The organism is Herbiconiux liangxiaofengii (assembly GCF_041927335.1).
In the GTDB taxonomy this organism is placed as follows: Bacteria; Actinomycetota; Actinomycetes; order Actinomycetales; family Microbacteriaceae; genus Herbiconiux; species Herbiconiux liangxiaofengii.
Map to the genome: position 1 here is coordinate 147,437 of NZ_JBHFHD010000011.1, position 25,360 is coordinate 172,796.

At 69.1% G+C, this 25,360-nt stretch carries 22 protein-coding genes; 17 read left to right on the forward strand and 5 right to left on the reverse strand.

What is annotated here, in order from left to right; all coding sequences use genetic code 11:
• Positions 1–4 precede the first annotated feature (4 nt).
• From gcvH to ACEXOR_RS12795, 3 genes are read left to right on the forward strand one after another with little or no spacing between them, the layout of a single operon-like run.
• Positions 5–376 carry a glycine cleavage system protein GcvH gene (gene gcvH / locus ACEXOR_RS12785; protein ID WP_374850046.1) on the forward strand — a complete coding sequence of 124 codons (372 nt, stop codon included), beginning with the start codon at positions 5–7 and terminating at the stop codon, positions 374–376.
• Positions 377–381: 5 nt separating this feature from the next.
• Complete coding sequence (gcvP, locus tag ACEXOR_RS12790; protein WP_374850047.1) at positions 382–3,387, forward strand: aminomethyl-transferring glycine dehydrogenase; 3,006 nt, start codon at positions 382–384, stop codon at positions 3,385–3,387.
• A gap of 59 nt (positions 3,388–3,446) precedes the next feature.
• Positions 3,447–4,202, forward strand: coding sequence for a pentapeptide repeat-containing protein (locus ACEXOR_RS12795; RefSeq protein ID WP_374850048.1), 756 nt, complete (start codon positions 3,447–3,449; stop codon positions 4,200–4,202).
• Here the strand turns inward: ACEXOR_RS12795 and ACEXOR_RS12800 are convergent.
• On the reverse strand, positions 4,174–4,950 hold the full coding sequence (locus tag ACEXOR_RS12800) for a CPBP family intramembrane glutamic endopeptidase (protein WP_374850049.1): 777 nt from the start codon (positions 4,948–4,950) through the stop codon (positions 4,174–4,176). The genes ACEXOR_RS12795 and ACEXOR_RS12800 overlap by 29 nt on opposite strands.
• Positions 4,951–5,148: 198 nt before the next feature.
• Between ACEXOR_RS12800 and ACEXOR_RS12805 the strand changes: the two genes are divergently transcribed.
• From ACEXOR_RS12805 to ACEXOR_RS12830, 6 genes are all read left to right on the forward strand, one after another.
• The gene (locus tag ACEXOR_RS12805; RefSeq protein ID WP_374850050.1) at positions 5,149–6,768 is read left to right on the forward strand and encodes a peptide ABC transporter substrate-binding protein; all 1,620 of its coding nucleotides are present in this window, start codon (positions 5,149–5,151) and stop codon (positions 6,766–6,768) included.
• Between the two features lie 108 nt (positions 6,769–6,876).
• Positions 6,877–7,806, forward strand: a complete 930-nt coding sequence (locus tag ACEXOR_RS12810) for an ABC transporter permease (RefSeq protein WP_374850051.1) — start codon at positions 6,877–6,879, stop codon at positions 7,804–7,806.
• Entirely contained in the window at positions 7,796–8,746 is a 951-nt protein-coding gene (locus tag ACEXOR_RS12815; protein ID WP_374850052.1) for an ABC transporter permease, read from the forward strand. The genes ACEXOR_RS12810 and ACEXOR_RS12815 overlap by 11 nt, the downstream gene beginning before the upstream one ends.
• Positions 8,743–10,503, forward strand: coding sequence for a dipeptide ABC transporter ATP-binding protein (locus ACEXOR_RS12820; protein ID WP_374850053.1), 1,761 nt, complete (start codon positions 8,743–8,745; stop codon positions 10,501–10,503). The genes ACEXOR_RS12815 and ACEXOR_RS12820 overlap by 4 nt, the downstream gene beginning before the upstream one ends.
• Before the next feature lie 96 nt (positions 10,504–10,599).
• Positions 10,600–12,507 (forward strand): translational GTPase TypA, encoded by a 1,908-nt coding sequence (gene typA, locus ACEXOR_RS12825; RefSeq protein WP_374850054.1) that lies wholly within the window; start codon positions 10,600–10,602, stop codon positions 12,505–12,507.
• Between the two features lie 91 nt (positions 12,508–12,598).
• Positions 12,599–13,069, forward strand: coding sequence for a hypothetical protein (locus tag ACEXOR_RS12830; RefSeq protein ID WP_374850055.1), 471 nt, complete (start codon positions 12,599–12,601; stop codon positions 13,067–13,069).
• A 28-nt stretch (positions 13,070–13,097) separates the two neighbouring features.
• Here the strand turns inward: ACEXOR_RS12830 and efeB are convergent, their stop codons facing one another.
• The 3 genes from efeB to efeU are packed head-to-tail and all read right to left on the reverse strand — an operon-like array spanning position 13,098 to position 16,500.
• Positions 13,098–14,399: an iron uptake transporter deferrochelatase/peroxidase subunit gene (gene efeB / locus ACEXOR_RS12835; protein ID WP_374850056.1), complete on the reverse strand. Its 1,302-nt coding sequence runs from the start codon at positions 14,397–14,399 to the stop codon at positions 13,098–13,100.
• Positions 14,400–14,416: 17 nt separating this feature from the next.
• A complete protein-coding gene (efeO, locus tag ACEXOR_RS12840; protein ID WP_374850057.1) occupies positions 14,417–15,604 on the reverse strand; it encodes an iron uptake system protein EfeO in 1,188 nt (395 codons plus the stop codon).
• A 41-nt stretch (positions 15,605–15,645) separates the two neighbouring features.
• Positions 15,646–16,500, reverse strand: coding sequence for an iron uptake transporter permease EfeU (efeU, locus tag ACEXOR_RS12845; protein ID WP_374850058.1), 855 nt, complete (start codon positions 16,498–16,500; stop codon positions 15,646–15,648).
• 190 nt (positions 16,501–16,690) lie between these two features.
• Between efeU and ACEXOR_RS12850 the strand changes: the two genes are divergently transcribed.
• The 6 genes from ACEXOR_RS12850 to ACEXOR_RS12875 all read left to right on the forward strand — a co-directional run bounded on the left by ACEXOR_RS12850 (position 16,691) and on the right by ACEXOR_RS12875 (position 22,078).
• On the forward strand, positions 16,691–17,095 hold the full coding sequence (locus ACEXOR_RS12850) for a hypothetical protein (protein WP_374850059.1): 405 nt from the start codon (positions 16,691–16,693) through the stop codon (positions 17,093–17,095).
• 20 nt (positions 17,096–17,115) lie between these two features.
• Positions 17,116–17,436: a ferredoxin gene (fdxA, locus tag ACEXOR_RS12855; protein ID WP_374850060.1), complete on the forward strand. Its 321-nt coding sequence runs from the start codon at positions 17,116–17,118 to the stop codon at positions 17,434–17,436.
• Positions 17,437–17,448: 12 nt separating this feature from the next.
• On the forward strand, positions 17,449–18,600 hold the full coding sequence (gene dapC / locus ACEXOR_RS12860; protein WP_374850061.1) for a succinyldiaminopimelate transaminase: 1,152 nt from the start codon (positions 17,449–17,451) through the stop codon (positions 18,598–18,600).
• A 104-nt stretch (positions 18,601–18,704) separates the two neighbouring features.
• Positions 18,705–19,991, forward strand: coding sequence for a citrate synthase (locus ACEXOR_RS12865; RefSeq protein WP_374850062.1), 1,287 nt, complete (start codon positions 18,705–18,707; stop codon positions 19,989–19,991).
• Positions 19,992–20,043: 52 nt separating this feature from the next.
• A complete protein-coding gene (locus ACEXOR_RS12870) occupies positions 20,044–20,823 on the forward strand; it encodes a glycoside hydrolase family 16 protein (RefSeq protein ID WP_374850063.1) in 780 nt (259 codons plus the stop codon).
• Positions 20,824–21,061: 238 nt separating this feature from the next.
• Complete coding sequence (locus ACEXOR_RS12875; protein ID WP_374850064.1) at positions 21,062–22,078, forward strand: putative endonuclease domain-containing protein; 1,017 nt, start codon at positions 21,062–21,064, stop codon at positions 22,076–22,078.
• Between the two features lie 6 nt (positions 22,079–22,084).
• Here the strand turns inward: ACEXOR_RS12875 and dapD are convergent, their stop codons facing one another.
• Positions 22,085–23,041 carry a 2,3,4,5-tetrahydropyridine-2,6-dicarboxylate N-succinyltransferase gene (gene dapD, locus ACEXOR_RS12880; protein ID WP_374850065.1) on the reverse strand — a complete coding sequence of 319 codons (957 nt, stop codon included), beginning with the start codon at positions 23,039–23,041 and terminating at the stop codon, positions 22,085–22,087.
• Between the two features lie 39 nt (positions 23,042–23,080).
• Here dapD and dapE point away from each other — a divergent pair, with 39 nt between their 5' ends.
• Both dapE and ACEXOR_RS12890 read left to right on the forward strand, forming a co-directional pair.
• Complete coding sequence (gene dapE / locus ACEXOR_RS12885) at positions 23,081–24,181, forward strand: succinyl-diaminopimelate desuccinylase (RefSeq protein WP_374850067.1); 1,101 nt, start codon at positions 23,081–23,083, stop codon at positions 24,179–24,181.
• A 4-nt stretch (positions 24,182–24,185) separates the two neighbouring features.
• Positions 24,186–25,358, forward strand: coding sequence for a mannosyltransferase family protein (locus tag ACEXOR_RS12890; RefSeq protein WP_374850068.1), 1,173 nt, complete (start codon positions 24,186–24,188; stop codon positions 25,356–25,358).
• The last annotated feature ends 2 nt before the right edge of the window (positions 25,359–25,360 follow it).

A 25,360-nucleotide genomic window follows, 5' to 3' on the forward strand; every position in this document is an offset into this window, starting at 1 on the left:
AACCATGACCGACCAGAACGATCTGAAGTACACCGCCGAGCACGAATGGGTGCTCGTCGAGGGCTCGGTGGCCACCATCGGCATCACGGCCTACGCCGCAGCGCAGCTGGGCGACATCGTCTACCTCGACCTCCCGGATGCCGGCACCGAGGTGGCGGGCGGCAGCATCGTGGGTGAGATCGAGTCGACGAAGTCGGTGGGCGAACTCTTCGCCCCCGTCGACGGCACCGTCGTGGAGAAGAACGAGGCCGTGGAGAGCTCGCCCGAGCTGGTCAACAGCGACCCGCTGGGCGAGGGCTGGCTGCTCAAGGTGGAGTTCACCGAGCTACCGGCACTGCTGACGTTCGACGAGTACTCCGCACTGATCGAGGGCTGAACCAGATGACCGATCTTCTCGACGCCGGCGCAGCCGCGCCCGCCGCGCCCCGCACCGACCGGGCCGCCGCATCCGGACTCTTCTCGGCCCGCCACATCGGCACCGATGCCACCGCCCAGGCCCGCATGCTCGAGGCGGTCGGGTACTCCAGCGTGGCCGAGCTCATGGCCGCGGCCGTGCCCACGGCCATCCAGTTCGACCGCTCGCTGGCCGACTCGCTCGTGCCCCCGGCCGCCACCGAGCGCGAGGCCGTCGACGAGCTGCGCGCCCTCGCGAGCCGCAATCGCGTGTCGACCTCGTACCTCGGGCTCGGTTACTACGACACCATCACGCCCGCCGTGATCACCCGCAACGTGCTCGAGAACCCGAGCTGGTACACCGCGTACACGCCCTACCAGCCCGAGATCTCGCAGGGCCGGCTGGAGGCCCTGATCAACTTCCAGACCATGGTCTCCGACCTCACGGGGCTCGCCACGGCGAACGCCTCGATGCTCGACGAGTCGACCGCGGCGGTGGAGGGCATGTTGCTCGCCCGCCGGGCGTCGAAGTCGCCTTCGTCGCGCTTCATCGTGGACGCCGACGCCTTCCCGCAGACCAAGGCGCTGCTGCGGGCGCGCGCCGAGGCCGTCGGGATCGAGGTCGTCGAGACCGTGCTCGACTCCATCGACCACCCCTCGCATCCGCTCGCCGACCTCGCCGAGCAGGGCGTCTTCGGCGCCTTCGTGCAGTACCCGGGCGCCTCGGGCCGGCTGTGGAACCCGAGCGACGTCATCGAGCGGGTGCACTCCGCCGGCGGTATCGCGGTGGTGGCGGCCGACCTCCTCGCCCTCACCCTGGTGACCTCACCGGGCGAGCTCGGGGCCGACGTGGCCGTGGGCACCAGCCAGCGGTTCGGCGTGCCGATGGGCTTCGGCGGGCCGCACGCGGGCTACATGGCCGTTCGCGCGGGCCTCGAGCGTCAGCTCCCCGGTCGTCTGGTGGGGGTGAGCGTGGATGCTGCCGGCCACTCGGCCTATCGCCTCAGCCTGCAGGCCCGCGAACAGCACATCCGCCGAGAGAAGGCCACCTCGAACATCTGCACCGCCCAGGTGCTGCTGGCCGTGATGGCGGGCATGTACGCGGTCTACCACGGCCCGGAGGGCCTCCGCGCGATCGCGGAGCGTGTGAACCGGAGCGCCCGCGCCCTGGCCGGAGCCCTCGGTTCGGCCGGCTACGAGATCGTGCACGGCGACTTCTTCGACACCATTCAGGTGCGGGTGCCGGGGCGCGCCCGCGGGCTCGCGGAGCACGCCCACTCGGCCGGCATCCTGCTGCACGTGGTCGACGACGACACGCTCGGCATCGCGGTCGACGAGACCACGCGTGACGCCGAGCTGCTGGAGCTGGCCGTCGTGTTCGACGCGCAGCGGCACGACCGCGGAGCCGTTCCCTCGGCCGCAGTCGACCACGCGCCCAGCATCCCCGAGGGCCTCGAGCGTCGATCCACCTACCTCGAGCATCCGGTCTTCAACACGCATCGCTCCGAGACGAGCATGATGCGCTACCTCAAGCGCCTCGCCGACCAGGACTACGCCCTCGACCGGGGCATGATCCCGCTCGGCTCGTGCACGATGAAGCTCAACGCCGCCAGCGAGATGGAGGCGGTGACCTGGCGCGAGTTCGCGGGGATCCACCCGTTCGCTCCGGCGTCGGACGTGGGCGGGTACCTCGAGCTGATCGGCCAGCTCGAGCGCTGGCTCGCCGACGTGACCGGCTACGACTCGGTGTCGCTGCAGCCGAACGCCGGTAGCCAGGGTGAGCTCGCCGGACTCCTGGCCATCCGCGGCTACCACCGCTCGCGGGGAGACCTCGACCGCACCGTGTGCCTGATCCCGTCGAGTGCGCACGGCACGAACGCCGCCTCGGCCGTGCTGGCCGGTATGAAGGTGGTGGTGGTCGCCTGCGACGAGCTCGGCAACGTCGACCTCGACGACCTGCGGGCCAAGATCGAGCAGCACGCCGACGATCTCGCGGCGCTGATGATCACGTATCCCTCCACCCACGGTGTGTACGAGCACGAGGTGGCCGAGATCTGCCGGTTCGTGCACGAGGCCGGGGGACAGGTGTACGTCGACGGCGCCAACCTGAACGCGCTGCTGGGCTTCGCCCGGTTCGGCGACTTCGGCGGAGACGTGTCGCACCTGAACTTGCACAAGACCTTCTGCATCCCGCACGGCGGCGGCGGACCGGGCGTCGGGCCCGTGGCCGCGAAGGCGCATCTCGCTCCATTCCTTCCGGGGCATGCGTTCGCGCAGCAGCAGGAGCACCTGCAGGTCGACGGCACTCCGGTGGTGCACGGCGGCGGCCCGGTGTCGGCCGCCCCGTACGGCAGCCCCAGCATCCTGCCCATCAGCTGGGCGTACGTGCGCATGATGGGGCTCGAGGGTCTCGCCGATGCCACGGCCTCGGCGGTGCTCGCGGCGAACTACGTGGCCGCACGTCTCGCGCCCCATTTCCCGGTGCTCTACACCGGCGACAACGGTCTGGTGGCGCACGAGTGCATCCTCGACCTGCGGGGCATCACCGCTGCCTCAGGGGTGTCGGTCGACGACGTGGCCAAGCGCCTGGTCGACTACGGGTTCCACGCGCCCACCATGAGCTTCCCGGTGGCGGGCACGCTCATGGTCGAGCCGACGGAGAGCGAGGACCTCGCCGAGATCGACCGCTTCATCGACGCGATGATCGAGATCAAGAAGGAGATCGACGCGGTGGCCGCGGGCGAGTGGCCGGTCGAGGACAACCCGCTCCGCAACGCGCCCCACACCGCGCAGTCGGTGATCGAGGGGGAGTGGAGCCACCCCTACGACCGGGAGCGCGCCGTGTATCCCGTGGCCTCGCTGATCCGCGGCAAGTACTGGCCGCCGGTGCGACGCATCGACCAGGCGTACGGCGACCGCAACCTCGTGTGCGCCTGCCCGCCGCCCGAGGCGTTCGCCTCACGGGAGGCCTCCTCCGGGGAAGCACGACCCTAGCAGCCCGCGCCGGGCATGCACCTGCGACGGTGCATGCCCGATGGGGTATGGTCGGGGGCATGCGCTCGAATCTGCGTCTCAGGATGACCGTCGGAGTGCTTCTCGGGGCGGCGATGGCCGGTGCGGCCGCGTCGCCGGCGATGGCCGATCCGGTGTACTCGGAGGGCGACTGCGTCGTCTACCGGGTCACGGAGGGCGGCCCGGGCGGCGCCCAGTGCAGCGGCGTCGACCTGAGCGGAACCCGCTTCGGCGAAGCCGACTTCCGCGGCGCGAACCTCGTCTCGGCGTCGTTCGCCGGGGGAGACGTGCAGGGCGCGGTGTTCGACGGCGCGAACCTCGACGGCGCCGACTTCTCGGGCACGCGCATCGTGGGCGCCGACTTCACGGGCTCGAGCATCCTGCCCGCCCAGGTCGATCTCACCGCCGACGCCTCGGGCACGGCCCTCGTGCCGATCGAACCGAAGACGCCGGCGGGTCTGACGCTCGACGGCTGCTCCATCGTGGGAACCCCCATCGAATCGGGGCAGGCCTTCCCGATCGGCACCTCAACCATCCTGTGCTCGCTGTCGAGTTCGTTCGCCGGAACCGCCACGGCGCGCATGACCGTGAACATCACGGCCTCGGCCACCGCGACCCCCACGGCGACACCGCTGTTCACCCCGGCTCCCGTGGAGTCGAGCGCCGCAGCACCCGCGGCCGCCGCCGAGACGCCCAACTGGCTGATGATCGGCGGCTTCATCGGGGGAGCGCTGCTCGTGGCCGGTGGGATCGCCGCCTTCGTGGTGTCTAACCGAAGAGGCCGGGAACCAGACTGAAGGCCAGCGGGTACCCGACGAACGAGATGATGTCGATCACCCAGTGCGCCACCACCAGGGGCATCACCCGGCCCCAGCGCCAGTAGCACCAGCCGAAGATCACGCCCATCGCCACGTTGCCCACGAACGGCCCTGGGCCCTGGTAGAGGTGGTAGCTGCCCCGCAGCGCGGCGGCGACCAGGATGACGCGCCACTTCGGCCAGGCCAGCTGACGCAACCGGGTGAACAGGTAGCCCACCACGATCACCTCCTCCTGTAGGCCGGCCCGGAGCGCGGCGAGCACGAGCACGGGCACGGTGTACCAGTGCCCGTCCAGCGGGGCGGCCACCACGGCGGCGCTGAAGCCGAGCAGCCGCCACGCCACGTAGAGGGCGATGCCGGGCACGCCGACCACCAGCACCAGCAGCAGGCCCCGCCGCGCATCCTGAGCCGGCCGCGCGAGGTCGAAGCCGATCCGCCGGAACGGGTTGCCGCCCGAGATGGCGAGCAGGTAGAGCACCAGGGCCACCGGAACCAGGTCGAAGAAGACCGCGAGCAGCTGGTAGGTGAGGTCGAGCCACTCGCGATCGCTCAGCGACCCGTTGATGGTGGCCGTCTGGTCGGCGAGGGCGGTGCCCGAGGTGGCTTTGGCGAGCAGGCTGACGACCGAGTACACCGCCGAGGCGCCGAGCGACAGGCCGAGCACGATCGCGATCTCGGTGGACAACCGCCGTCGGCGCCGGTGTGACCAGTCCAGTGCTCGGGTCATGCTTCGCTTTCTTGCGCCGGGCGACGCTTTTCAACGCCGGCTGTCGACCATACACAACTAATCTGCAGGGATAGTTTCGTGTATGTAACTTTTCCGGCCCGCATTTGCTCTGGTCTGGGCCCCCACTTAGGGTACTTCCTTAGGTCTGGCCCCTCACAAGGGAGCCGTGACCTGCCCCTATTTTGCACAGGAGGAAAATTGAAGAAGAGACGGTATGGCGTCGGCGCTATCGCGCTGATCGCTGCGAGCGCGCTCGCACTGTCCGGCTGCGCCACCAGCAGCACCACGGACACGAGCTCGTCCGCCGACAGCACGGCGGTCATCACGGCGAACGGCTCGGAGCCCCAGAACCCGCTGATCCCCACCAACACCAACGAGACCGGTGGCGGAAAGATCCTCGACTCGATCTTCGCGGGCCTGGAGTACTACGACGCCACCGGTGCGCCGCAGCTCGACATGGCCGAGTCGATCGACACCGACGACTCGACCACCTTCACCATCAAGGTCAAGGCCGACCAGACCTTCAGCAACGGCGACCCGGTCGACGCCGACAGCTTCATCAACGCGTGGCAGTACGGCGCCCTCCTCTCGAACGAGCAGCTCAACAGCTACTTCTTCGAGGACATCGAAGGCTTCAGCTACGACGAGGACAGCCCCCTCACCGGTCTGAAGAAGGTCGACGACCTGACCTTCACCGTGACCCTGAAGGAAGCGCGTTCCGACTTCCCCCTGCGCCTGGGCTACTCGGCGTTCTACCCGCTGCCCAAGTCGGCGTTCGACGACATGGAGGCCTTCGGCCAGAACCCCGTCGGCAACGGCCCGTACAAGCTGGCCAGCGACACCGCGTGGGCTCACAACGAGAAGATCGACCTCGTTCCGAACGAGTCGTACACCGGTGGCCGCAAGGCGCAGAACGGTGGCCTGACCATCGTCTTCTACGCCTCTGAGGACGCGGCCTACGCCGACCTCCTGGGTGGCAACCTCGACGTGCTCGACGCCGTTCCCTCGAGCGCGTTCGGCAACTACGAGTCCGACCTGGGTGACCGTGCGGTCAACCAGCCGGCCGCCATCTTCCAGTCGTTCACCATCCCGGAGCGCCTCGCGCACTTCGGCAACGACGAAGAGGGCAAGCTCCGCCGCCAGGCCATCTCGATGGCCATCAACCGCGACGAGATCACCGACGTGATCTTCTCGGGCACCCGTACCCCCGCCTCCGACTTCACCTCCCCGGTGATCGACGGCTGGAGCGACTCGCTCGAGGGCGCCGACGTGCTGACCTTCAACGCCGACGAGGCCAAGAAGCTGTGGGCCCAGGCCGACGCCATCTCGCCCTGGTCGGGCACCTTCCAGATCGCGTACAACGCAGACGGCGGCCACGCCGACTGGGTCGACGCCGTGTCCAACAGCATCAAGAACACGCTGGGCATCGACGCGTCGGGCGCTCCGTACCCGACGTTCGCCGAGGCGCGCACCGCGATCACCGACCGCAGCATCCAGACCGCGTTCCGCACCGGATGGCAGGCCGACTACCCCGGTCTGTTCAACTTCCTCGGCCCGCTGTACGCGACCAACGCATCCTCGAACGACGGCGACTACTCGAACCCCGAGTTCGACGCGCTGCTCCAGGAGGGTTCGTCGACCGCTGACTCCGCCGAAGCCAACACGGACTTCCAGAAGGCCCAGGAGATCCTCCTGAAGGACCTGCCGGCGATTCCGCTGTGGTACTCGAACGTGGTCGGTGGCTACGGCGAGACCGTGCAGAACGTGCAGTTCGGCTGGAACTCGGTGCCGCTCTACTACGAGATCACCAAGAGCTAGTTCCCGCACATACGGGGGCGGCAGCTGTGGCTGCCGCCCCCGTATCATGTTGTCTGTGATTCGCGCGGCGGCTCTCGCCCCTTAGTTTCGATTGGTTCGGTCTGATTCGTGGCCGGTTACATCCTCAGGCGTCTACTCCAGGCGATTCCCGTCCTGCTGGGTACGACGTTCCTCATCTACTTCATGGTCTTCGCAATGCCCGGAGACCCCTTGCTCGCCCTGTTCGGCGACAAGACGCCCAACCCGGCGCTGCTCGAGCGGCTCCGCCAGGAGTACAACCTCGACCAGCCGTTCATCGTGCAGTACTTCCTGTACCTCGGCGGCATCTTCCGCGGTGACTTCGGCACCTCGTTCTCCGGGGAAGCGGTGTCCGACATCCTGGCCCGCACCTTCCCGGTGACCATCCGGCTCGCCATCCTCGCGCTCATCATCGAGTTCGTCGGCGGCGTGCTGATCGGCCTCATCTCGGGCCTTCGCAAGGGCAAGCTGTTCGACGCCTCGGCCCTCGTGCTCAGCCTGATCTTCATCTCGCTGCCGATCTTCGTGATCGCGTTCGTGGGGCAGTACGTGTTCGGCATCCAACTCGGCTGGGCCAGGACGACGGTGTCCAGCGGTGCTCCGATCCAGGACCTGATCCTGCCGGCCTTCGTGCTGGCGAGCATCTCGTTGGCTCAGCTCATCCGGCTCACCCGCGCATCGGTGATCGAGACCGCGGGACTGGACTTCGTGCGCACCGCGTACGGCAAAGGTCTCAGCCGGCGCCGCATCATCCCGGTGCACATCCTGCGCAACTCGCTCATCCCCGTCGTGACCTACGCGGCCACCGACTTCGGCGTGCTGCTCGTGGGTGCGACCGTGACCGAGGGAATCTTCAACGTGCCCGGCGTCGGCCGCACGCTCTACCAGGCGATCATCCGCGGAGAGGGCCCCACCGTGGTCTCCTTCGTGACCGTCATGGTGCTCATCTACCTGGTGGTCAACCTCGTGGTCGACCTCCTCTACGGCCTTCTCGACCCGAGGATCCGCTATGTCAAATAAGCCACTCTCCCCGACGCACTTCGTCGCGCCCCTGGAGGAGACCCCTCTCGTCGCGATCGATGCCGTGAACGTCGGCGAACGCAAGAGCAACCTCTGGATCGACGCCTGGCGCGACATGCGCCGCCGGCCGATGTTCTGGATCTCGGCCGTGATCATCCTGCTGGTGATCGTGGTGGCCTTCTTCCCGACGCTGTTCACGCAGGTGCCGCCGAACAACGACTGCAACCTCTCCGACAGCAACGGCGGTCCCACCGGCGAGCACATCCTCGGCTTCACCAAGCAGGGCTGCGACGTGTTCTCGCGCATCGTGCACGGCACGTCGACCTCGCTGTCGGTGGGCATCATCGTCACCATCCTCACCACCGTGCTCGGCATCGTCTTCGGCGCCTTCGCGGGCTTCTACGGCGGATGGCTCGACGCGGTGCTCTCGCGCGCCGGCGACATCTTCTTCTCGATCCCCTACATCCTGGCCGCCGTGGTCATCATGTCGGTGTTCTCGGCCTACCGGAACGTGTTCGTGATCTCGCTCGCGATCGGCATCTTCGCGTGGCCCTCGACGGCCCGTGTGCTGAGAGCCGAGATCCTGCGGGTGAAGCAGAGCGACTACGTGATGGCCGCGCAGGCCGTCGGGGTGTCGAACTTCAAGATCCTGCTTCGGCACGTGCTGCCGAACTCGATCGCCCCCGTGATCGTGGTCACCACGATCTCCCTCGGAGCGGCCATCGTGGCCGAGGCGACCCTGTCGTTCCTCGGTGTCGGACTGCCGAACTCGACCATGTCGTGGGGTAACGACATCAGTGCCGCGCAGGTCGACCTGCGCAACGCCCCGCAGACCCTGATCTACCCCTCACTCGCGCTCTCGATCACCGTGCTCGCCTTCATCATGATGGGCGAAGTCATCCGGGATGCGCTCGATCCGAAGGCGAGGGCCCAGCGATGAGCGACCCCACCCCCCGTACCGCCGGCACCACCCCGCTGCTGGAGATCAAGAACCTCGAGGTGGGCTTCCAGTCGACCGACGGCATCGTGCCGGCCGTGCGCGGCGTCGACCTCACGCTCATGCCCGGCCAGACCCTGGCCATCGTGGGCGAGTCCGGCTCGGGCAAGTCGACCACGGCGCACGCCATCATCAACCTGCTGCCCGGAGCCGGCCGCATCACCGGCGGCACCATCATGTTCGACGGCAAGGAGCTCAGCTCCTACTCCGAGCGGCAGATGGAGCAGGTGCGCGGCCGCGAGATCGGCTTCGTTCCGCAGGACCCGATGTCGAACCTGAACCCGGTGTGGAGCGTCGGCTTCCAGGTCGAGGAGACCATCCGCGCCAACGGCATCGCCTCGGGCCGCAAAGAGGTGCGTGCCCACGCCATCCAGGTGCTGAAAGAGGCCGGGCTCTCGGATGCGGACAAGCGGCTCAAGCAGTTCCCGCACCAGTTCTCTGGCGGTATGCGCCAGCGCGTACTGATCGGCATCGGCCTGTCGTCCAGGCCCAAGCTGCTCATCGCCGACGAGCCCACCTCGGCGCTGGACGTGACCGTGCAGCGCCGCATCCTCGATCACCTCGAGACGCTCACCCGCGACATCGGCACCGCCGTGCTGTTCATCACCCACGACCTCGGCCTCGCCGCCGAGCGCGCCGAGCAGCTCGTGGTGATGTACAAGGGCCGCATCGTGGAGGCGGGACCCTCGAAGGAGATCCTGCAGAACCCGGTGCACCCGTACACGCAGCGCCTCGTGGCCGCGGCTCCCAGCCTCGCCTCGCGGCGCATCCAGTCGGCCACCCAGGTGTCGGAGTCGCACGCGCTGAGCGACCTCGACTACGCGCCCACGAAGGTGACCGAAGGGCTCGACCTGATCGCCGCCGCCGAGGAGCGGATCGAGCACCAGGCCGCCGCGCGCCGCCCCGACGCGATCGTGGTGAAGGACCTCACGAAGGTCTACAAGATCCGTGGTCAGGGCAAGGGCGCCTCGGGCGAGGTCATCGCGGCCGACAAGGTCTCGTTCGCCGTGGAGAAGGGCACCACCACGGCTCTCGTGGGCGAGTCGGGCTCCGGCAAGTCGACGGTGGCGAAGATGATCCTGCGCCTGGAGAACCCCACCTCGGGCTCGATCATGATCGACGGCACCGATGTGGCTCCGATGAAGGGCAAGGAGCTGCTGGGCCTGCGCCGCCGGCTGCAGCCGGTCTTCCAGGACCCGTACGGCTCGCTCGACCCGCTCCGCAACATCGGCAACACCATCGCCGAGCCGCTGCAGGTGCACAACGTGGGCGACCGCACCGCCCGTCGCGAGCGGGTGCTGGAGCTGCTCGACCAGGTCTCGCTGCCCCAGACGCTGATCACGCGCTACCCGAACGAGCTCTCGGGCGGCCAGCGCCAGCGTGTGGCGATCGCCCGGGCCCTCGCGCTGAAGCCCGACATCGTCGTGCTCGACGAGGCGGTCTCGGCGCTGGACGTGCTGGTTCAGGCCCAGATCCTGAAGCTCCTGGCCGATCTGCAGTCCGAGCTCGAGCTGACCTACCTGTTCATCACGCACGACCTGGCGGTGGTCCGTGTGATCGCCGACAACGTCTGCGTGATGCAGCAGGGACGCATCGTGGAGGCCGCGACGACGGACAGCGTCTTCGACAACCCCAAGGAGCAGTACACTAGGGAGTTGCTGAACGCTATTCCGGGCGCTGGAATCACCCTGGGCGTTTAGCGGATCCGGGCCACGTCGCCCACCGACCGCACTCTTTAGAGCCCGCGGGTGGCTTGTCGCCACCAGTTCCGGGTTCATGAAACCTGAGGACTTCCCATGGCACAAGCCACCCGCGATGACCTACGCAATGTGGCGATCGTCGCCCACGTCGACCACGGCAAGACCACCCTGGTCGACGCCATGCTCACGCAGACCAACTCCTTCGACGCGCACTTCGACGCCGACGACCGGATGATGGACTCCAACGACCTGGAGCGTGAGAAGGGCATCACGATCCTCGCCAAGAACACGGCGATCTCGTACAGCGGCCTGCACTCCGGCGGCAAGCCCGTCACCATCAACGTCATCGACACCCCCGGACACGCCGACTTCGGCGGCGAGGTCGAGCGCGGCCTGTCGATGGTCGACGGCGTGGTGCTCCTCGTCGACGCCTCCGAGGGTCCGCTGCCGCAGACCCGCTTCGTGCTGCGCAAGGCCCTCGAGGCCAAGCTTCCCGTCATCCTGCTGGTCAACAAGACCGACCGCCCGGATGCGCGCATCGACGAGGTCGTGGGGGAGTCGCAAGACCTCCTGCTCGGCCTCGCCAGCGACATGGCCGACGACGTGCCCGACCTCGACCTCGACGCCATCCTCGACGTTCCCGTCGTGTATGCCTCGGGCCGCAACGGCGCCGCCAGCCTGAACAAGCCCGAGAATGGCACCCTGCCCGACAACGACGACCTCGAGCCGCTGTTCGGTGCCATCATGGAGCACATCCCGGCCCCGACCTATGACGACGAGGCGCCGCTGCAGGCCCACGTCACCAACCTCGACTCCTCGCCGTTCCTCGGCCGTCTCGCCCTGCTGCGTGTCTTCAACGGCACCATCAAGAAGGGCCAGCAGGTCGCCTGGGTCAAGCACGACGGCACCGTCACCAACCAGCGCATCAGCGAGCTGCTGAAGACGGTGGCGCTCACCCGCTTCCCGACCGAGTCGGCCGGCCCCGGCGACATCGTGGCCATCGCCGGCATCGAGGACATCACGATCGGCGAGACGATCGCCGACCCCGACGACGTACGGCCGCTGCCGGCCATCACGGTCGACGACCCGGCCATCTCGATGACCATCGGCACCAACACCTCGCCCCTCGTGGGCAAGGTGAAGGGCCACAAGCTCACCGCCCGCATGGTGAAGGACCGCCTCGACCGCGAGCTGATCGGTAACGTCTCGCTCCGCGTGGTCGACATCGGAAACCCCGCCGCCTGGGAGGTCCAGGGCCGTGGCGAGCTCGCTCTGGCCATCCTGGTCGAGAACATGCGCCGCGAGGGCTACGAGCTCACCGTCGGCAAGCCCCAGGTGGTCACCCGCCAGATCGACGGCAAGACGCACGAGCCCTACGAGCACCTCACGATCGACGCCCCCGAGGAGTACCTCGGCGCCATCACGCAGCTGCTCGCCGCCCGCAAGGGCCGCATGGAGAACATGGCGAACCACGGCACCGGCTGGGTGCGCATGGAGTTCATCGTTCCCTCGCGCGGCCTGATCGGCTTCCGCACCGAGTTCCTCACCATCACCCGCGGCACCGGAATCGCGAACGCGATCTCGCACGGCTACGGCGAGTGGGCCGGTTCGATCGTCACCCGCAACAACGGCTCCATCGTGGCCGACCGCTCCGGCGTCGTGACCCCGTTCGCGATCATCGCCCTGCAGGAGCGGATGACCTTCTTCGTGAACCCCACGGAAGAGGTCTACGAGGGCATGGTGATCGGCGAGAACTCGCGCGCCGACGACATGGACGTGAACATCACCAAGGAGAAGAAGCTGACCAACATGCGTCAGTCGACCTCCGACACGTTCGAGTCGATGACGCCGTCGCGTCAGCTCTCGCTCGAGGAGTGCCTCGAGTTCGCCCGTGAAGACGAGTGCGTCGAGGTCACCCCCGAGATCGTGCGCATCCGCAAGGTGGAGCTCGACGCCAACGCGCGTGCCCGCCGCACCGCGAACCTCAAGCGCGCCAACCAGTAGTCGCGTGGCCCCGAACGGCCGGCTCCTCATCGTGAGGGCCGGCCGTTCGTGCATCTGGTCGCAGCGGCCCGGTTCTGGAATGATCGTGGGCATGACGAAGAAGCCTCGCGCCCTGCTGATCGCCCTCGCCCTGACCGTGCTCCTGCCCGTGAGCCTGAGCGGATGCGCCAACCCGGTCGAGCAGATCGTGGAGGGCGCCGTCGAACAGGCGGGTGGCGGCGATGTCGACCTCAACTCCGACGGCGGGCTGCCCGACGGGTTCCCCGCCGATGAGGTGCCGCTCTACGACGGCGAGGTGGTGGGCGGCATGGGCGCGGGAACCGTCGACAGCGGCGGCGGCTGGACCGTGATCGTGAAGGTCGGCGACGACATCGAGCAGGCTTTCCAGTCGATCGACGAGCAGCTGAAGGCGGCGGGCTTCGAGGCCAGCTACTCCGGGTTCGTCGACGGGGTGGGCAGCGGTGCCTACAGCGACGCCTCGTACTCGGTGATCGTGAGCGTGGCCGACGACGGGTCGGGCGAGAAGACCGCCACCTACATCGTGGGCGGCACCACCTCGTAGCGCCGGGCGTCGGCGGGTGGCACCGGGCTCAGCCGAACAGCGTCTCGCCCACGTAGCCGCCGGTGGAGGCGCCGGGCGGCACAGCGAAGATGCCCGAGCCCACATGGCGCAGGTACTCGTTCATGGCGTCGTTCTTGGCCAGGTTCATCTGAATGGGGATGAACTGAGCCCGGGGGTCGCGCTGGTACGCGATGAAGAACAGCCCGGCGTTCAGTCGGCCCAGCTCGTCGTTGCCGTCGACGAAGTTGTAGCCTCGGCGAAGCAGCTGGGCACCCGAGTTCTGAGTCGGATGCGCGAGGCGCACGTGCGAGTCGGCCGCGATCAGCGGGGCGCCGCCCTGCCCGGTCGCGTCGAAATCGGGGTCGGAGAACTCGGTTCCGCCCGAGAACGGGGCTCCCTCGCCCTTCGTGCGGCCGACGATGGCCTCCTGCTCCTTCAGCGAGGTGCGGTCCCACGTCTCGATGGTCATACGGATCTTGCGGGCCACGAGGTAGGAGCCGCCGGCCATCCAGCCCGCGCCGTCGGAGCCCGACGCCCACACCTGGTCGGTGACCACGTCGGCCTGCTCGGCCTTGATGTTCGCGGTGCCGTCCTTGAAGCCGAAGAGGTTGCGCGGGGTGGCCTGGGCGGTGGTGGTGGAGCTCGTGCGGCCGAAGCCGAGCTGCGACCAGCGCAGGCTCGCCCGGCCGAAGGCCATGCGGGACAGGTTCCGGATGGCGTGCACCGCGACCTGGGGGTCGTCGCTGCACGCCTGGATGCAGAGATCGCCACCCGTGAGGGCTTCGGTGAGCATGTCGGCCGGGAAGTGCGGGAGGTCGACCAGGGCGGCCGGGCGCTGGGAGGCGATGCCGAAGCGATCGGCGCCGCCGGCATCGGTGAAGAGCGTCGGACCGAAGCCGAAGGTGATCGTGAGGCCCGCGGCGGGGAGCCCCAGGGCCTCGCCGGTGTCGTCGGGGGGAGCCGTGTAGGGGCCGTTGACCGCCCCGTAGGTGCCGACCGGGGTTCCGGCCGTCATCAGTGCGGCGGCGGCGCTCCAGTCCTGCAGCAGGCCCACCAGCTCGTCGCGGCTGATGTCGGCCACGTCGAAGCTGGCGAAGTGCAGCCGGTCTTGAGCGGGGGTGATGATTCCCGACTGGTGCTCGCCGAAGAACGGGTACACGGTGCCCGCCGCTCCCGGGGCCGCGGCGGCCGAGGGCGTGAGGGCGAACCGGTCGACGGCGATGCCGCCGGCGACTCCGGCGCCCGCTCCGAGCACGCCGGCCCCGGCGAGGCCGAGGAGCCCGCGGCGGGAGATGCCTCGGCGCGCCGGCGCCGGATCGTGATCGGTCATGGAATTCAGCCTAGGTGTCAGCCGACCAGCGTCGCCGTGAGCTGGCTGAGCGGCTCGCTCAGGGCGCTCACGCCGTCGGCGAGCTGCTTCACCTGGTCGGTGGTGAGCTCGTTGTAGTACACGAAGCCCGAGTCGAGGCTGCCGTAGGCGGCCAGGGTCTTCTCCAGCGCGTCGAAGCGCTCGTCGATGGTCTTCACCAGGTCGGGGTCCTTCGTCTCGACGATGTCGCGCACGCCCTCGTACGCCACCCGGGCGCCCTCGAGGTTGGCCTGGAAGTCCCACAGGTCGGTGTGCGACCAGATCTCCTCCTCGCCCGTGATCTTGCCGCTGGCGACCTCTTCGAGCAGGCCGATCGCGCCGTTGGAGATCGCGTCGATGGAGACCGTGTAGTCGCTCGCGTTGACGGCCTCGTGCAGCGACTGGGTGTCGGCCTTCAGCTTGTCGGCGTAGTAGGTGCGCTCGTCGGGGGTGAGGGGCACGTACTCGGTGCCCCCGTTCTCAGCCGCGGTCGGCGGGAAGAGGTCCTTCTCGATGCGGTGCCAGCCGGTCCACTCGTCGCCCTCGGCGACGTCGGCCTCGCGGAAGTCGATCTTCGGGTCGAGGTCGCCGAACGACTCGGCCACCGGCTCGATGCGCTCGTAGTTCGCGCGGGTGGTGGCGTAGAGGTCGCGGGCCGACTGGTCGTCGCCGGCGAGGTAGGCGTCGAGGAAGGTGTCGGTGCCCGTCACCAGCTGGCCCACCTGGTCCTTCACGTACGCCACGTAGTTCACCGCGGCCTGGTCCACCTGCTCCTGCTGGTCTCCGGCGAGCTGCACCTTGTCGCCGGTGACGGTGAAGGCCGAGCGGCCGATGCCGTCGCCCACCATGCCGGGCTTGCACACCGTGAAGTAGTCTCCGGGCTGGGCCTGAACCACGAGGTCGCGCGAGATGCCGGGGCCCACGTTCTCGACCTCGCCCACGATGCGCAGTCCGTCGTCGGCGAGCAGGTAGAACTCCGTCACCTGGTCGCCCGAGTTCGTCACCGAGAAGGTGAGCGTGCCGCTGGTGGCCGTGCTGGCGCTCACCGCGCAGTCGTCGGAGCTGGAGTCGACCGTGATCGCTCCCGCCGCATCCGTCGACCCGGCGCTGCTGTTGGGCACGCACCCGGTGAGGGCGATCAGGGTCACGGCCGCGCCGGCGGCGGCGAGAAGGGACTGTTTCTTCACGAAGGGGCTCCTTGAAACGAAAGGGGAGGGGAGGGGAAGGATCAGGATGCGGCGGCCACGGCCGGCGAGGCCGCTCGGGCGCGCTTCTGCGAACGGCCACGGCGTACCGCACGGAGGAACAGCACCATGGTGGGCACGAAGTACGCCAGCCACACCGCGAGCTCGAGCCAGGTGGTGGCGGGGGAGAAGTTGACGGTGCCCTTCAGCAGGGTGCCGAGCCAGCTGTCGGGCGGGATGACGCCGCTCACGTCGAAGGCGAGGCTGTTCAGCCCGGGCAGGATGCCGGCCTCCTGAAGGTCGTGCACGCCGTAGGAGAGCACGCCCGCGGCCACCAGGATGAGGAACCCGCCCGACCAGGCGAAGAACGTCGCGAGGTTGATGCGCACCAGGCCCTTGGAGATGAGGTACCCGAGCACCACCGCCGTGAGGATGCCGAGCAGGGCGCCGAGAAGAGGGAACGTGCCCTCGCCGGTCGCCTGGGCCGCGGCCCAGATGAACAGGGCCGTCTCGATGCCCTCGCGCCCCACCGCGAGGAACGCCACGAAGACCAGGCCCCAGCCGGCGCCGATCAGCGCCTTGTCGACGTCGCTCTGCAGGGTGCCCTTGAGATTCTGCGACGTGCGCAGCATCCAGAACACCATCCAGGTGACGAAGCCGGTGGCGATGATCGAGAGCGAGCCGCCGATCGCCTCCTGGGCCTCGAAGCTGAGGCCGTACGCCCCGAAGGTGAGCACGGCGCCGAGGGCGAGCGCCACCAGCACGGCGAGGGCCACGCCCACCCAGAGCCTGGCCAGCACGTCGCGCCGGCCGATCTTGGTGACGTAGGCGATGAGGATGCTCACGACCAGCGCGGCCTCGAGGCCTTCGCGCAGGCCGATCAGATAGTTCGCGAGCACGGGCACCTGTCTTCGGGTGAAGGGATGGGGATGCAGTGCGCCAGATGGTGTGGACTGCCTTACTTGGGTAAGCCTAGCCTTACCGAATACGGAGCGTAAATGGTGGCGACGGAGTTGTCCAATCCGTTCCGGATGCTCGACGGGTGTCGTACCGGGACGACGTTCAGGGTGGCGGCCGTAGGCTGTGCAGGTGAAGATCCTGGGCCCCGTCGTCGCCGTGCTGCTCGGCGCTCTGTTCGCCGGCCTCGGCACCGTGGCGCACCAGATCGAATTCAGCGCGTTCGGCGCCGTTGATCTGCCGGTGGGCCTCGTCATCGCCCTCGTCGCACTCGCGCTGATGATGACGGGCCTCCGGCTCACCTCGCCCAGCCGGCTGTGGCCGAGCCTCGCCGGTCTCGGCGCGGTGGCCACGGTGGCGCTGTTCGCCCTGGAGAGTCCGGGCGGCTCGGTGCTCATCCCGGCCAGCCCGATCGGGCTGGTGTGGCTGTTCGGCTCGACCCTGGTGGTCGTGGTGGTGGTCGCCTGGCCTCGCCTGGGCCCGCGCCCGCCCGCGCATCCGGTGCCCCGCCCCGACGCCGTAGACTCGACCTGGTAACCGAAGGGACCTGAACCACTGTGACCTATGTCATCGCCCTGCCGTGCGTGGATGTCAAAGACCGTGCGTGCATCGACGAATGCCCCGTCGACTGCATCTACGAAGGCGAGCGCTCCCTCTACATCCACCCCGACGAGTGCGTGGACTGCGGCGCCTGCGAGCCCGTGTGCCCCGTCGAGGCCATCTACTACGAAGACGATCTGCCCGAAGAGTGGGCCGACTACTACAAGGCGAACGTCGAGTTCTTCGAGGAGATCGGCTCGCCCGGCGGCGCCGCCAAGGTGGGCGTGATCAAGTACGACCACCCCGTGGTGGCCGCGCTTCCTCCGCAGGCCCACTGACCGGTTCGTCGCATGGCGCTCGGTGCACTGCCCGACTACCCGTGGGACCTCATGGTCCCGTTCGCGCGAACCGCGCGGTCGCATCCTGACGGCATCGTCGACCTGTCGATCGGCTCTCCCGTCGACCCTACGCCGCCGCTGGTGGCCGAGGCCCTGAAAGCGGCGACGGATGCGCATGCCTACCCGCAGACGGCCGGCACCCCGACGCTGCGGCAGGCGATCGTCGACTGGTTCGCGCGTCGGCGCGGCGTGCCAGGGCTCACGGAGGACATGGTGCTGCCCACCATCGGCTCCAAGGAGTTCGTGGCGTGGCTGCCGTTCATGCTCGGGCTGGGCGAGGGCGACGTGGTGGTGCATCCGCTCGCCGCGTACCCCACCTACGAGATGGGGGCGCGCATCGCCGGGGCGACGGCCGTCGCGGCCGACGACCCCGCATCCTGGCCCACCAAGACGAAGCTGGTGTGGTTGAACAGCCCCGGCAACCCGGATGGCCGGGTGCTCGACGTGGCCGCCCTCACCGCGGCCGTCGCGCGGGCCAGGGAGCTCGGCGCCGTGATCGCGGGCGACGAGTGCTACGCCGAACTCGGCTGGGAGGGGCGGTGGGAGTCGGAGCCCGTGCCCTCGATCCTCGACCCGCGGGTCACCGGGGGAGACGTCACGGGCGTGCTCGCCGCCTATTCGCTGAGCAAGCAGTCGAACCTCGCGGGCTACCGCGCCGCCTTCGCCGCCGGCGACCCGGCGCTGATCGCCCGGCTCGTCACTGTGCGGAAGCACTCGGGCATGATCCCGCCCGCACCGGTGCAGGCCGCGATGCAGGTGGCTCTCGGAGACGACGACCACGTGCGCGCGCAGAAGGAGCTCTACCGGGCCCGGCGTGCGGTGCTGAAGCCGGCCGTGGAGGCCGCCGGCCTCCGCATCGACGAGAGCACCGCCGGCCTGTATCTCTGGGCAACCGCGGGGCGGGACGCCTGGGAGACCATCGCGGGGCTCGCGGAGCTCGGCATCCTGGCGGGGCCCGGGCCGTTCTACGGCGAGCACTACCCCGAGCACGTTCGGTTCTCGCTCACCGCGAGCGACGAGCGCATCGCCGCGGCCGCCGCGCGACTGCGGGCCTCTGCCCCTCTCGGCGGCGGCGGTGCGACACCGGCCTCCGGCGGACATTAGGCTGTATACGGGTCAACGCGGTCACGGTCTACAGATGCAGCCTGCGTCCCGCCACAGAAACATGCCGCAGAGATCACTGGGGCTGGACCACTCAAGGAGGCTCCGTGACGGACGTCGATCAGAAGGCCACGCTGACCTATCCCGGCGGCACGGCCGAGTTCCCGATCCTGAAGAGCGTCGACGGCGCATCCTCGGTGGACATCTCGACCTTCACCAAGCAGACCGGCCTCACCACGGTCGACTACGGCTTCGTGAACACCGCGGCCACCAAGTCGGCCATCACCTACATCGACGGCGATCAGGGCATCCTGCGCTATCGCGGCTACCCCATCGAGCAGGTCGCGACGCAGCTGACCTACCTCGAGGTGGCGTGGCTGCTCATCTACGGTGAGCTGCCGTCGGCCTCGGAGCTGTCGTCGTTCGACGAGCGCATCCGCCGTCACACCCTGCTGCACGAAGACCTCAAGCGCTTCTTCGACGCCCTGCCGCACAACGCGCATCCCATGTCGGTGCTGTCGTCGGGAGTGTCTGCGCTGTCGACCTACTACCAGGACTCGCTGAACCCGCACAAGCCGGAGGACGTCGAGATCTCGACCATCCGTCTGCTGGCGAAGCTGCCCGTGATGGCGGCGTACGCGCACAAGAAGAGCCTCGGCCAGGCGTTCCTCTACCCCGACAACTCGCTCTCGTTCGTCGACAACTTCCTGCGCCTGAACTTCGGCACCATGGCGGAGCCGTACGAGGTGAACCCGGTGCTGTCGAAGGCGCTGGAGCGCCTGCTGATCCTGCACGAAGACCACGAGCAGAACGCGTCGACGTCGACGGTGCGACTCGTGGGCTCGACCGAGGCGAACATGTTCGCGTCGATCTCGGCCGGCATCAACGCGCTGTTCGGCCCCCTGCACGGCGGTGCCAACGAGGCGGTGCTCACCATGCTCGCGCAGATCCGCGACTCGGGGGAGGGCGTGGCGAAGTTCGTCGAGCGGGTGAAGAACAAGGAGGCCGGCATCCGTCTGATGGGCTTCGGCCACCGCGTCTACAAGAACTACGACCCGCGCGCCAAGCTCGTGAAGGAGTCGGCCGACGAGGTGCTGCTCGCCCTGGGCGTGCAGGACCCGCTGCTGGACATCGCGAAGGAGCTCGAACAGGTGGCCCTCTCCGACGAGTACTTCATCTCGCGCCGCCTCTACCCCAACGTCGACTTCTACACGGGCGTCATCTACAAGGCCATGGGCTTCCCGACGCGCATGTTCACGGTGCTATTCGCCATCGGCCGGCTGCCCGGCTGGATCGCGCACTGGCGCGAGATGGCCACCGACCCGCAGACCAAGATCGGCCGCCCGCAGCAGCTTTACCTGGGTGCGGCGGCGCGCGACCTGCCGCAGCGCTGAGTCGCCGGGCGTTCTGCGGTCTGGTCGTGCCGTGATGAGTGACGCTGAGCGGATGCCCGTTCCGCCCCCGTGGGCGCCCGACGTCGACGACGCCTTCGTGGGGCCGCGGCTCGACTCCTCGGTGTGGGTCGACCACTACCTGCCGCAGTGGACGACGCCCGACCGCTCACGGGCCAGCACCTCGTTTCTGCCCGGCGGTGGGCTGTCGCTGCACATCGAGGCCGACCAGCCCGACTGGCGGCCCGAGGATGCGCCGCTGCGCGTGTCGAACCTGCAGACGGCGGTGTTCTCGGGGCCGATCGGCTCGACCCGGGGCACACATCGGCACCGGCCCGACGGGCTCGTGGTGCGCACGCCCGCTGCCGAGCCGGGGGTGCTGTGGGCACCGTCATCCGGGTACGTCGAGGTCATGGTGTCGGCGTCCACCACGCCGGGCACCATGACGGCGGTGTGGCTGGTGGGCGTGGAGCTCGACTCGCCCGACGACAGCGGCGAGATCTGCGTGGCCGAGATCGACGGCTCGGCGATCGGTGCCGCCTCTTCTGGGCGTGCCGACTCGGTGCGCGTGCGTGCGGGGGTCAAGGCCCACCACGACCCGCGGCTCACCACCGACATGGCCGAGGCCGACGTCGCCGTGCGGGCCGACCGCCCCCACACCTGGGCGGTTCGCTGGGATGCCGACGGCGTGCTCATCGGCTGCGAGGGCAGGCTCGTCCGTCGCATCCCGCAGCGCCTCGACTACCCCCTGCAGCTGATGCTCGACCTCTTCGAGGTGGCGCCCGCGGCTCCCGCCCGCACCGTCCTCCACCACGTCCGCGCCTGGTCGCTGTAACCCACGCCCAGCCCCCCACCACCCTCCCTCCCCACACTTCCCCCCCCACCCATTCCTCCCACCCCTCCCTCCCTCACCACCACCACCCTCGCCACGGCCGCCGAACCGTCGCAAATCGCCCTCTCAGGGCCGCGGGAGGGCGATCTGCGACGGTTCGGTTCCCACACGTGGGTGGGTGGCATCCACAGATGTGGGGGGAGCGCCACTGAGGGGCATGGAGGTGGAGGAGCGTGGCCGTATGGCCAGACACACACTGCTTCCTCAGCCGCTTCGTCACGACGCCTTCCGGGTGTCGCACGGAGCCGACCTGAGCGTCAGCGAGAAGCGGATGCGCGGGCCAGACCTCGAGCGGCCCTTCCACGGCGTCCGCCAGCCCGCGGGCGGTGGGCACGACGTCGTCGCGCGCTGTCGAGCCTATGCAACGCGGATGCGCCCAAGCGAGGTGTTCAGCCACACCACGGCGGCCTCCCTGTGGGGTGTTCCCCTCCCGAGCTCCGTGGAGGCCGATACCCGGCTGCACGTCTCGGCCGTGGGTGGCGGCCAGCGCCCACGAGGGAGAGGCGTCGTGGGCCACGAGTTCCAGGGCGCGGGGATGAGCGCCGTCGATCGTGACGGGCTCCGCGTGGTCGACCCCGTTACGTGCTGGCTCCAGCTCGCCACGATGCTCTCCTTCGACGACCTCGTAGCCGCCGGCGATCACCTGGTTCTGACCCCGCGGCAGCAGGGGCGTGGCAGCCCGCGCCCGTTCACCACCCTCGATGCCCTGGCGGCACGCCTGGAGGTGTCCCGTCAGCGGGGTGCGAGGCCGGCCCGGCAGGCGCTCGGTGCGGTTCGGGATGGCGCCGAGTCCCGGCAGGAGACCCGGTTGCGGCTCGCCCTCATCCGTCACGGCCTGCCCGAACCTGCGCTGAACGTGCCGATTCTCGGCCCCGACGGCGAGTTTGTCGCCTTCGGCGACCTCGTGTATCCGGAGTTCGCCGTGCTCGTGGAGTACGACGGAGAGCAGCATCGCACGAGCTCGCGACAGTACTACCGCGACGTGGAGCGAGGCGAGGCGCTCATCGGTGCCGGGTGGATCGTGATCCGTGAGACCAAGGAGACCCCGCGCACCGGTTCCCGGGCGACCGTCGCACGCGCCGAGCGGGCCCTCCTGACCCGCGGCTGGCGCCCAAACGTCGACCATCCGTCGCAAACCGCCCGGAACACCGCCGCAATAGGCGGTTTGCGACGGCTCGGCGGAGAGGAGAGGGTGTGAGGGGGGTCAGGCGTGGAGGGTGGGGTTGAGGGTGATGCCCGCGCCGGCGCGGGAGACCGCCTCCACTGCGCCCGTGAGGGAGTTGCGCCGGAAGAGCAGATTCGGCACGCCGCTGAGGGCCACGGCCTTCACGATGCGGTTCTCGTCGTCGTCCTCGATCAGCACCACCTTGGTGCCCGCGGTGACGTAGAGCCCCGCCTCCACCACGGTGTCGTCGCCGATCGAGATGCCGATGCCCGCGTTCGCGCCGAGCAGGGCGCGGCGCCCGATCGCCACGCGCTGGGTGCCGCCGCCCGAGAGAGTGCCCATGATCGACGCGCCGCCGCCGATGTCGGAGCCGTCGCCCACAACCACGCCCTGCGAGATGCGGCCCTCCACCATCGAGGTGCCGACCGTGCCGGCGTTGAAGTTCACGAAGCCCTCGTGCATCACGGTGGTGCCGGGCGCGAGGTGGGCGCCCAGCCGCACCCGCGAGGCGTCGGCGATGCGCACCTTCGGGGGCGTGACGTAGTCGAGCAGGCGCGGGAACTTGTCGATGCCATAGGCCTGGATGCCGGCGCGCTGCAGCGCGGGCCGCAGCCGGTCGAAGTCGTCGGGATGCACGGGGCCCGCGTTCGTCCACACCACGATGGGCAGGTGGCCGAAGATGCCGTCGAGGTTGATGGTGTTCGGCGCCACCAGCAGGTGCGAGAGCAGGTGCAGGCGGAGGTATGCGTCGGAGGTGGAGCGGGGCGGGGCGTCGAGTTCGATGGCCTCGTCGACCAGCTCGGCCGTGACGTTGCGGCGAGCATCCGGAACCGCGTGCGCAGCCAGTTCGGCCGGCGGAGTGACCGACGCGGGCTGCCCGAGCTGCGGCGCCGGGTACCAGGTGTCGAGCACGGTGCCGTCGCCCGCGACGGTGGCGAGTCCGTGGCCCCAGGCGTGGGTGGGGGAGACGGCGGTGGTGGAGGCATACTCAGGCATGTCCCAAGCGTATTCGGCCGGGAAGCCTAAACTTGGACAATGCCTCGCTTCGACCCCGCGCATCCGGTTCTCGACCTCTCGGAATCATCGACCGTACTCACCCAGCAGATCTGCGACGTGGAGTCGGTCTCGGGCGATGAGACGCTGCTCGCCGACGCGATCGTGGCCTCACTGGCCGGCGCGTCGCACCTCGAGATCATTCGCGACGGCGACACCGTCGTCGCCCGCACGCACCTCGGTCGCGCGCAGCGCGTGGTGATCGCCGGCCACATCGACACGGTGCCGCTGAACGCCAACCTGCCCACCCGGTACGAGACCATCGACGGCGAGGAGTACCTCTGGGGCCGTGGCACCGTCGACATGAAGGCCGGAGTCGCCGTGCAGCTCAAGCTCGCCGCCGAGCTCACCGACCCGGTGGTCGACATCACCTGGATGTGGTACGACCACGAAGAGGTCTCCAACGAGCTCAACGGCCTCACCCGCCTCGCCGCGAACCGGCCCGACCTGTTCGCCGGCGACTTCGCCATCCTCGGCGAGCCGAGCAACTCGCAGATCGAAGGCGGCTGCAACGGCAACCTGCGGGCCGAGATCCGCGCGTACGGGCTGCGGGCGCACTCGGCGCGCAGCTGGGTGGGCGACAACGCCATCCACAAGGCCGCCGACATCCTCGCGATCCTCGACGGCTACGAGGCGCCCCAGGTGGAGGTCGACGGCCTCGTGTACCGCGAGGGCCTGAACGCCGTGGGCATCTCTGGCGGGGTGGCCGGCAACGTCATCCCCGACGAGGTGATGGTGCACGTGAACTACCGGTTCGCCCCGAGCCGCTCCGGCGACGAGGCGGTCGCGCACATCCGGGAGCTCTTCGGCGACTATGACGTGAGGATCGTCGACCTCGCCGTGGGCGCGCGGCCGGGCCTCGACGCCCCGCTCGCCCAGCGTTTCCTCGCGGCGGTGGGCGGCGAGGCCAAGCCCAAGTACGGCTGGACCGACGTGGCGCGGTTCTCGGCCATGGGGGTGCCCGCCGTGAACTACGGCCCCGGCGACCCGCTGAAGGCGCACGCCGACGACGAGCGCGTGCGCGTGTCGCAGATCGAGGCGTGCGAGGCGGGGCTCCGCGCCTGGCTCACCGACGGCAGCTGAACGGATGCTCGTGCGACGCGCCCCGTGGTGGGCGAGGGTTCTCGGCGTCTTCGTGCTGTCGCGCATCGTCACGACGATCATCGTGCTGCTGTTCGCGCGCGCTCAGGGCACGAACCCGTGGACGGGCGCCAACCCGCCCTACCTGAGCTACGCCGCCATCTGGGACGGCAACTGGTACAAGATCATCTCCTTCTACGGCTACCCCTCGGTGCTGCCGCAGACCGCAGACGGCCACATCGGCGAGAGCGCCTGGGCGTTCATGCCCGCGTATCCGTTGCTCGTGTCGGCCCTGCGCTTCGCCACCGGCGCCACCTGGGAGCTCGTGGCCGTGACGATCTCGGTGCTCTGCGCCGCCGCCACGACCCTGGTGTTCTACCGGCTGATGAACCATGTGCTGAAAGACTCCGGATCGGCGCTATTCAGCGTGGTGCTGTTCTGCGTGGCGCCCCTCTCGCCGCTGCTGCAGTTCGCGTACGCCGAGTCCATGAGCCTGCTGCTGCTGGTGACCGCGCTGTACCTGGTGGTGACGCGCCGCTACGCCTGGGTGTTCCCCGTCGTGGCCGTGATGGCGCTCACCAGGCCATCGGGGCTCGCGTTCTCGTTGTTCCTCGTGCTGCACGTGGTGCATCGCTTCATCATCCGCGGTCGCGACCCGTTCCCCGTGCGGCAGCGCATCATCGCTTCGGCGCTCGCCGTGTTCAGCGGGCTGATGGGCCTGGCCTGGGTGGTGATCGCCTGGATCGCCACCGGGTCACCCTCGGCCTACACCGACACCGAGCTCGCCTGGCGGGCCTCGTACATCGGCTACGGCGAACTCGTGCCGTTCACGGCCTGGTTCGAGAGCGGCGTGTGGTGGCTGGGGGCTCCGTGGGGTCCGATCGCCGTAGTGCTCCTGATCCTCGGCTTCGCCGCGTTCCTGTTCCTCGGGCCGGTGAAGCGCCTCGGGGTCGATCTGCGCCTGTGGCTGGCGAGCTACGCGCTGTACCTGCTGGCCGTGTTCTTCCCGCAGTCGAGCATCTTCCGCCTGCTGATGCCGATGTTCCCGGCGCTCGGTGCTCTGGCGGTGCCGAAGTCGATGGTCTACCGCGTGCTGCTGGTGATCGTCGCGGTCGCCGGACAGGTGGGCTGGATGGCGATCGCCTGGGGGGTCGACGGGCGTGACTGGACGCCGCCGTGACC

Excerpts from the sequence above, each read along its gene's own strand:
- gcvH (WP_374850046.1), top strand. The coding sequence starts at position 5 with ATGACCGACCAGAACGATCTGAAGTACACCGCCGAGCACGAATGGGTG.
- gcvP (WP_374850047.1), top strand. The coding sequence starts at position 382 with ATGACCGATCTTCTCGACGCCGGCGCAGCCGCGCCCGCCGCGCCCCGC.
- ACEXOR_RS12795 (WP_374850048.1), top strand. The coding sequence starts at position 3,447 with ATGCGCTCGAATCTGCGTCTCAGGATGACCGTCGGAGTGCTTCTCGGG.
- ACEXOR_RS12800 (WP_374850049.1), bottom strand. The coding sequence starts at position 4,950 with ATGACCCGAGCACTGGACTGGTCACACCGGCGCCGACGGCGGTTGTCC.
- ACEXOR_RS12815 (WP_374850052.1), top strand. The coding sequence starts at position 7,796 with ATGTCAAATAAGCCACTCTCCCCGACGCACTTCGTCGCGCCCCTGGAG.
- ACEXOR_RS12820 (WP_374850053.1), top strand. The coding sequence starts at position 8,743 with ATGAGCGACCCCACCCCCCGTACCGCCGGCACCACCCCGCTGCTGGAG.
- typA (WP_374850054.1), top strand. The coding sequence starts at position 10,600 with ATGGCACAAGCCACCCGCGATGACCTACGCAATGTGGCGATCGTCGCC.
- ACEXOR_RS12830 (WP_374850055.1), top strand. The coding sequence starts at position 12,599 with ATGACGAAGAAGCCTCGCGCCCTGCTGATCGCCCTCGCCCTGACCGTG.
- efeB (WP_374850056.1), bottom strand. The coding sequence starts at position 14,399 with ATGACCGATCACGATCCGGCGCCGGCGCGCCGAGGCATCTCCCGCCGC.
- dapC (WP_374850061.1), top strand. The coding sequence starts at position 17,449 with ATGGCGCTCGGTGCACTGCCCGACTACCCGTGGGACCTCATGGTCCCG.
- ACEXOR_RS12870 (WP_374850063.1), top strand. The coding sequence starts at position 20,044 with ATGCCCGTTCCGCCCCCGTGGGCGCCCGACGTCGACGACGCCTTCGTG.
- ACEXOR_RS12875 (WP_374850064.1), top strand. The coding sequence starts at position 21,062 with ATGGCCAGACACACACTGCTTCCTCAGCCGCTTCGTCACGACGCCTTC.
- dapD (WP_374850065.1), bottom strand. The coding sequence starts at position 23,041 with ATGCCTGAGTATGCCTCCACCACCGCCGTCTCCCCCACCCACGCCTGG.
- dapE (WP_374850067.1), top strand. The coding sequence starts at position 23,081 with ATGCCTCGCTTCGACCCCGCGCATCCGGTTCTCGACCTCTCGGAATCA.
- ACEXOR_RS12890 (WP_374850068.1), top strand. The coding sequence starts at position 24,186 with ATGCTCGTGCGACGCGCCCCGTGGTGGGCGAGGGTTCTCGGCGTCTTC.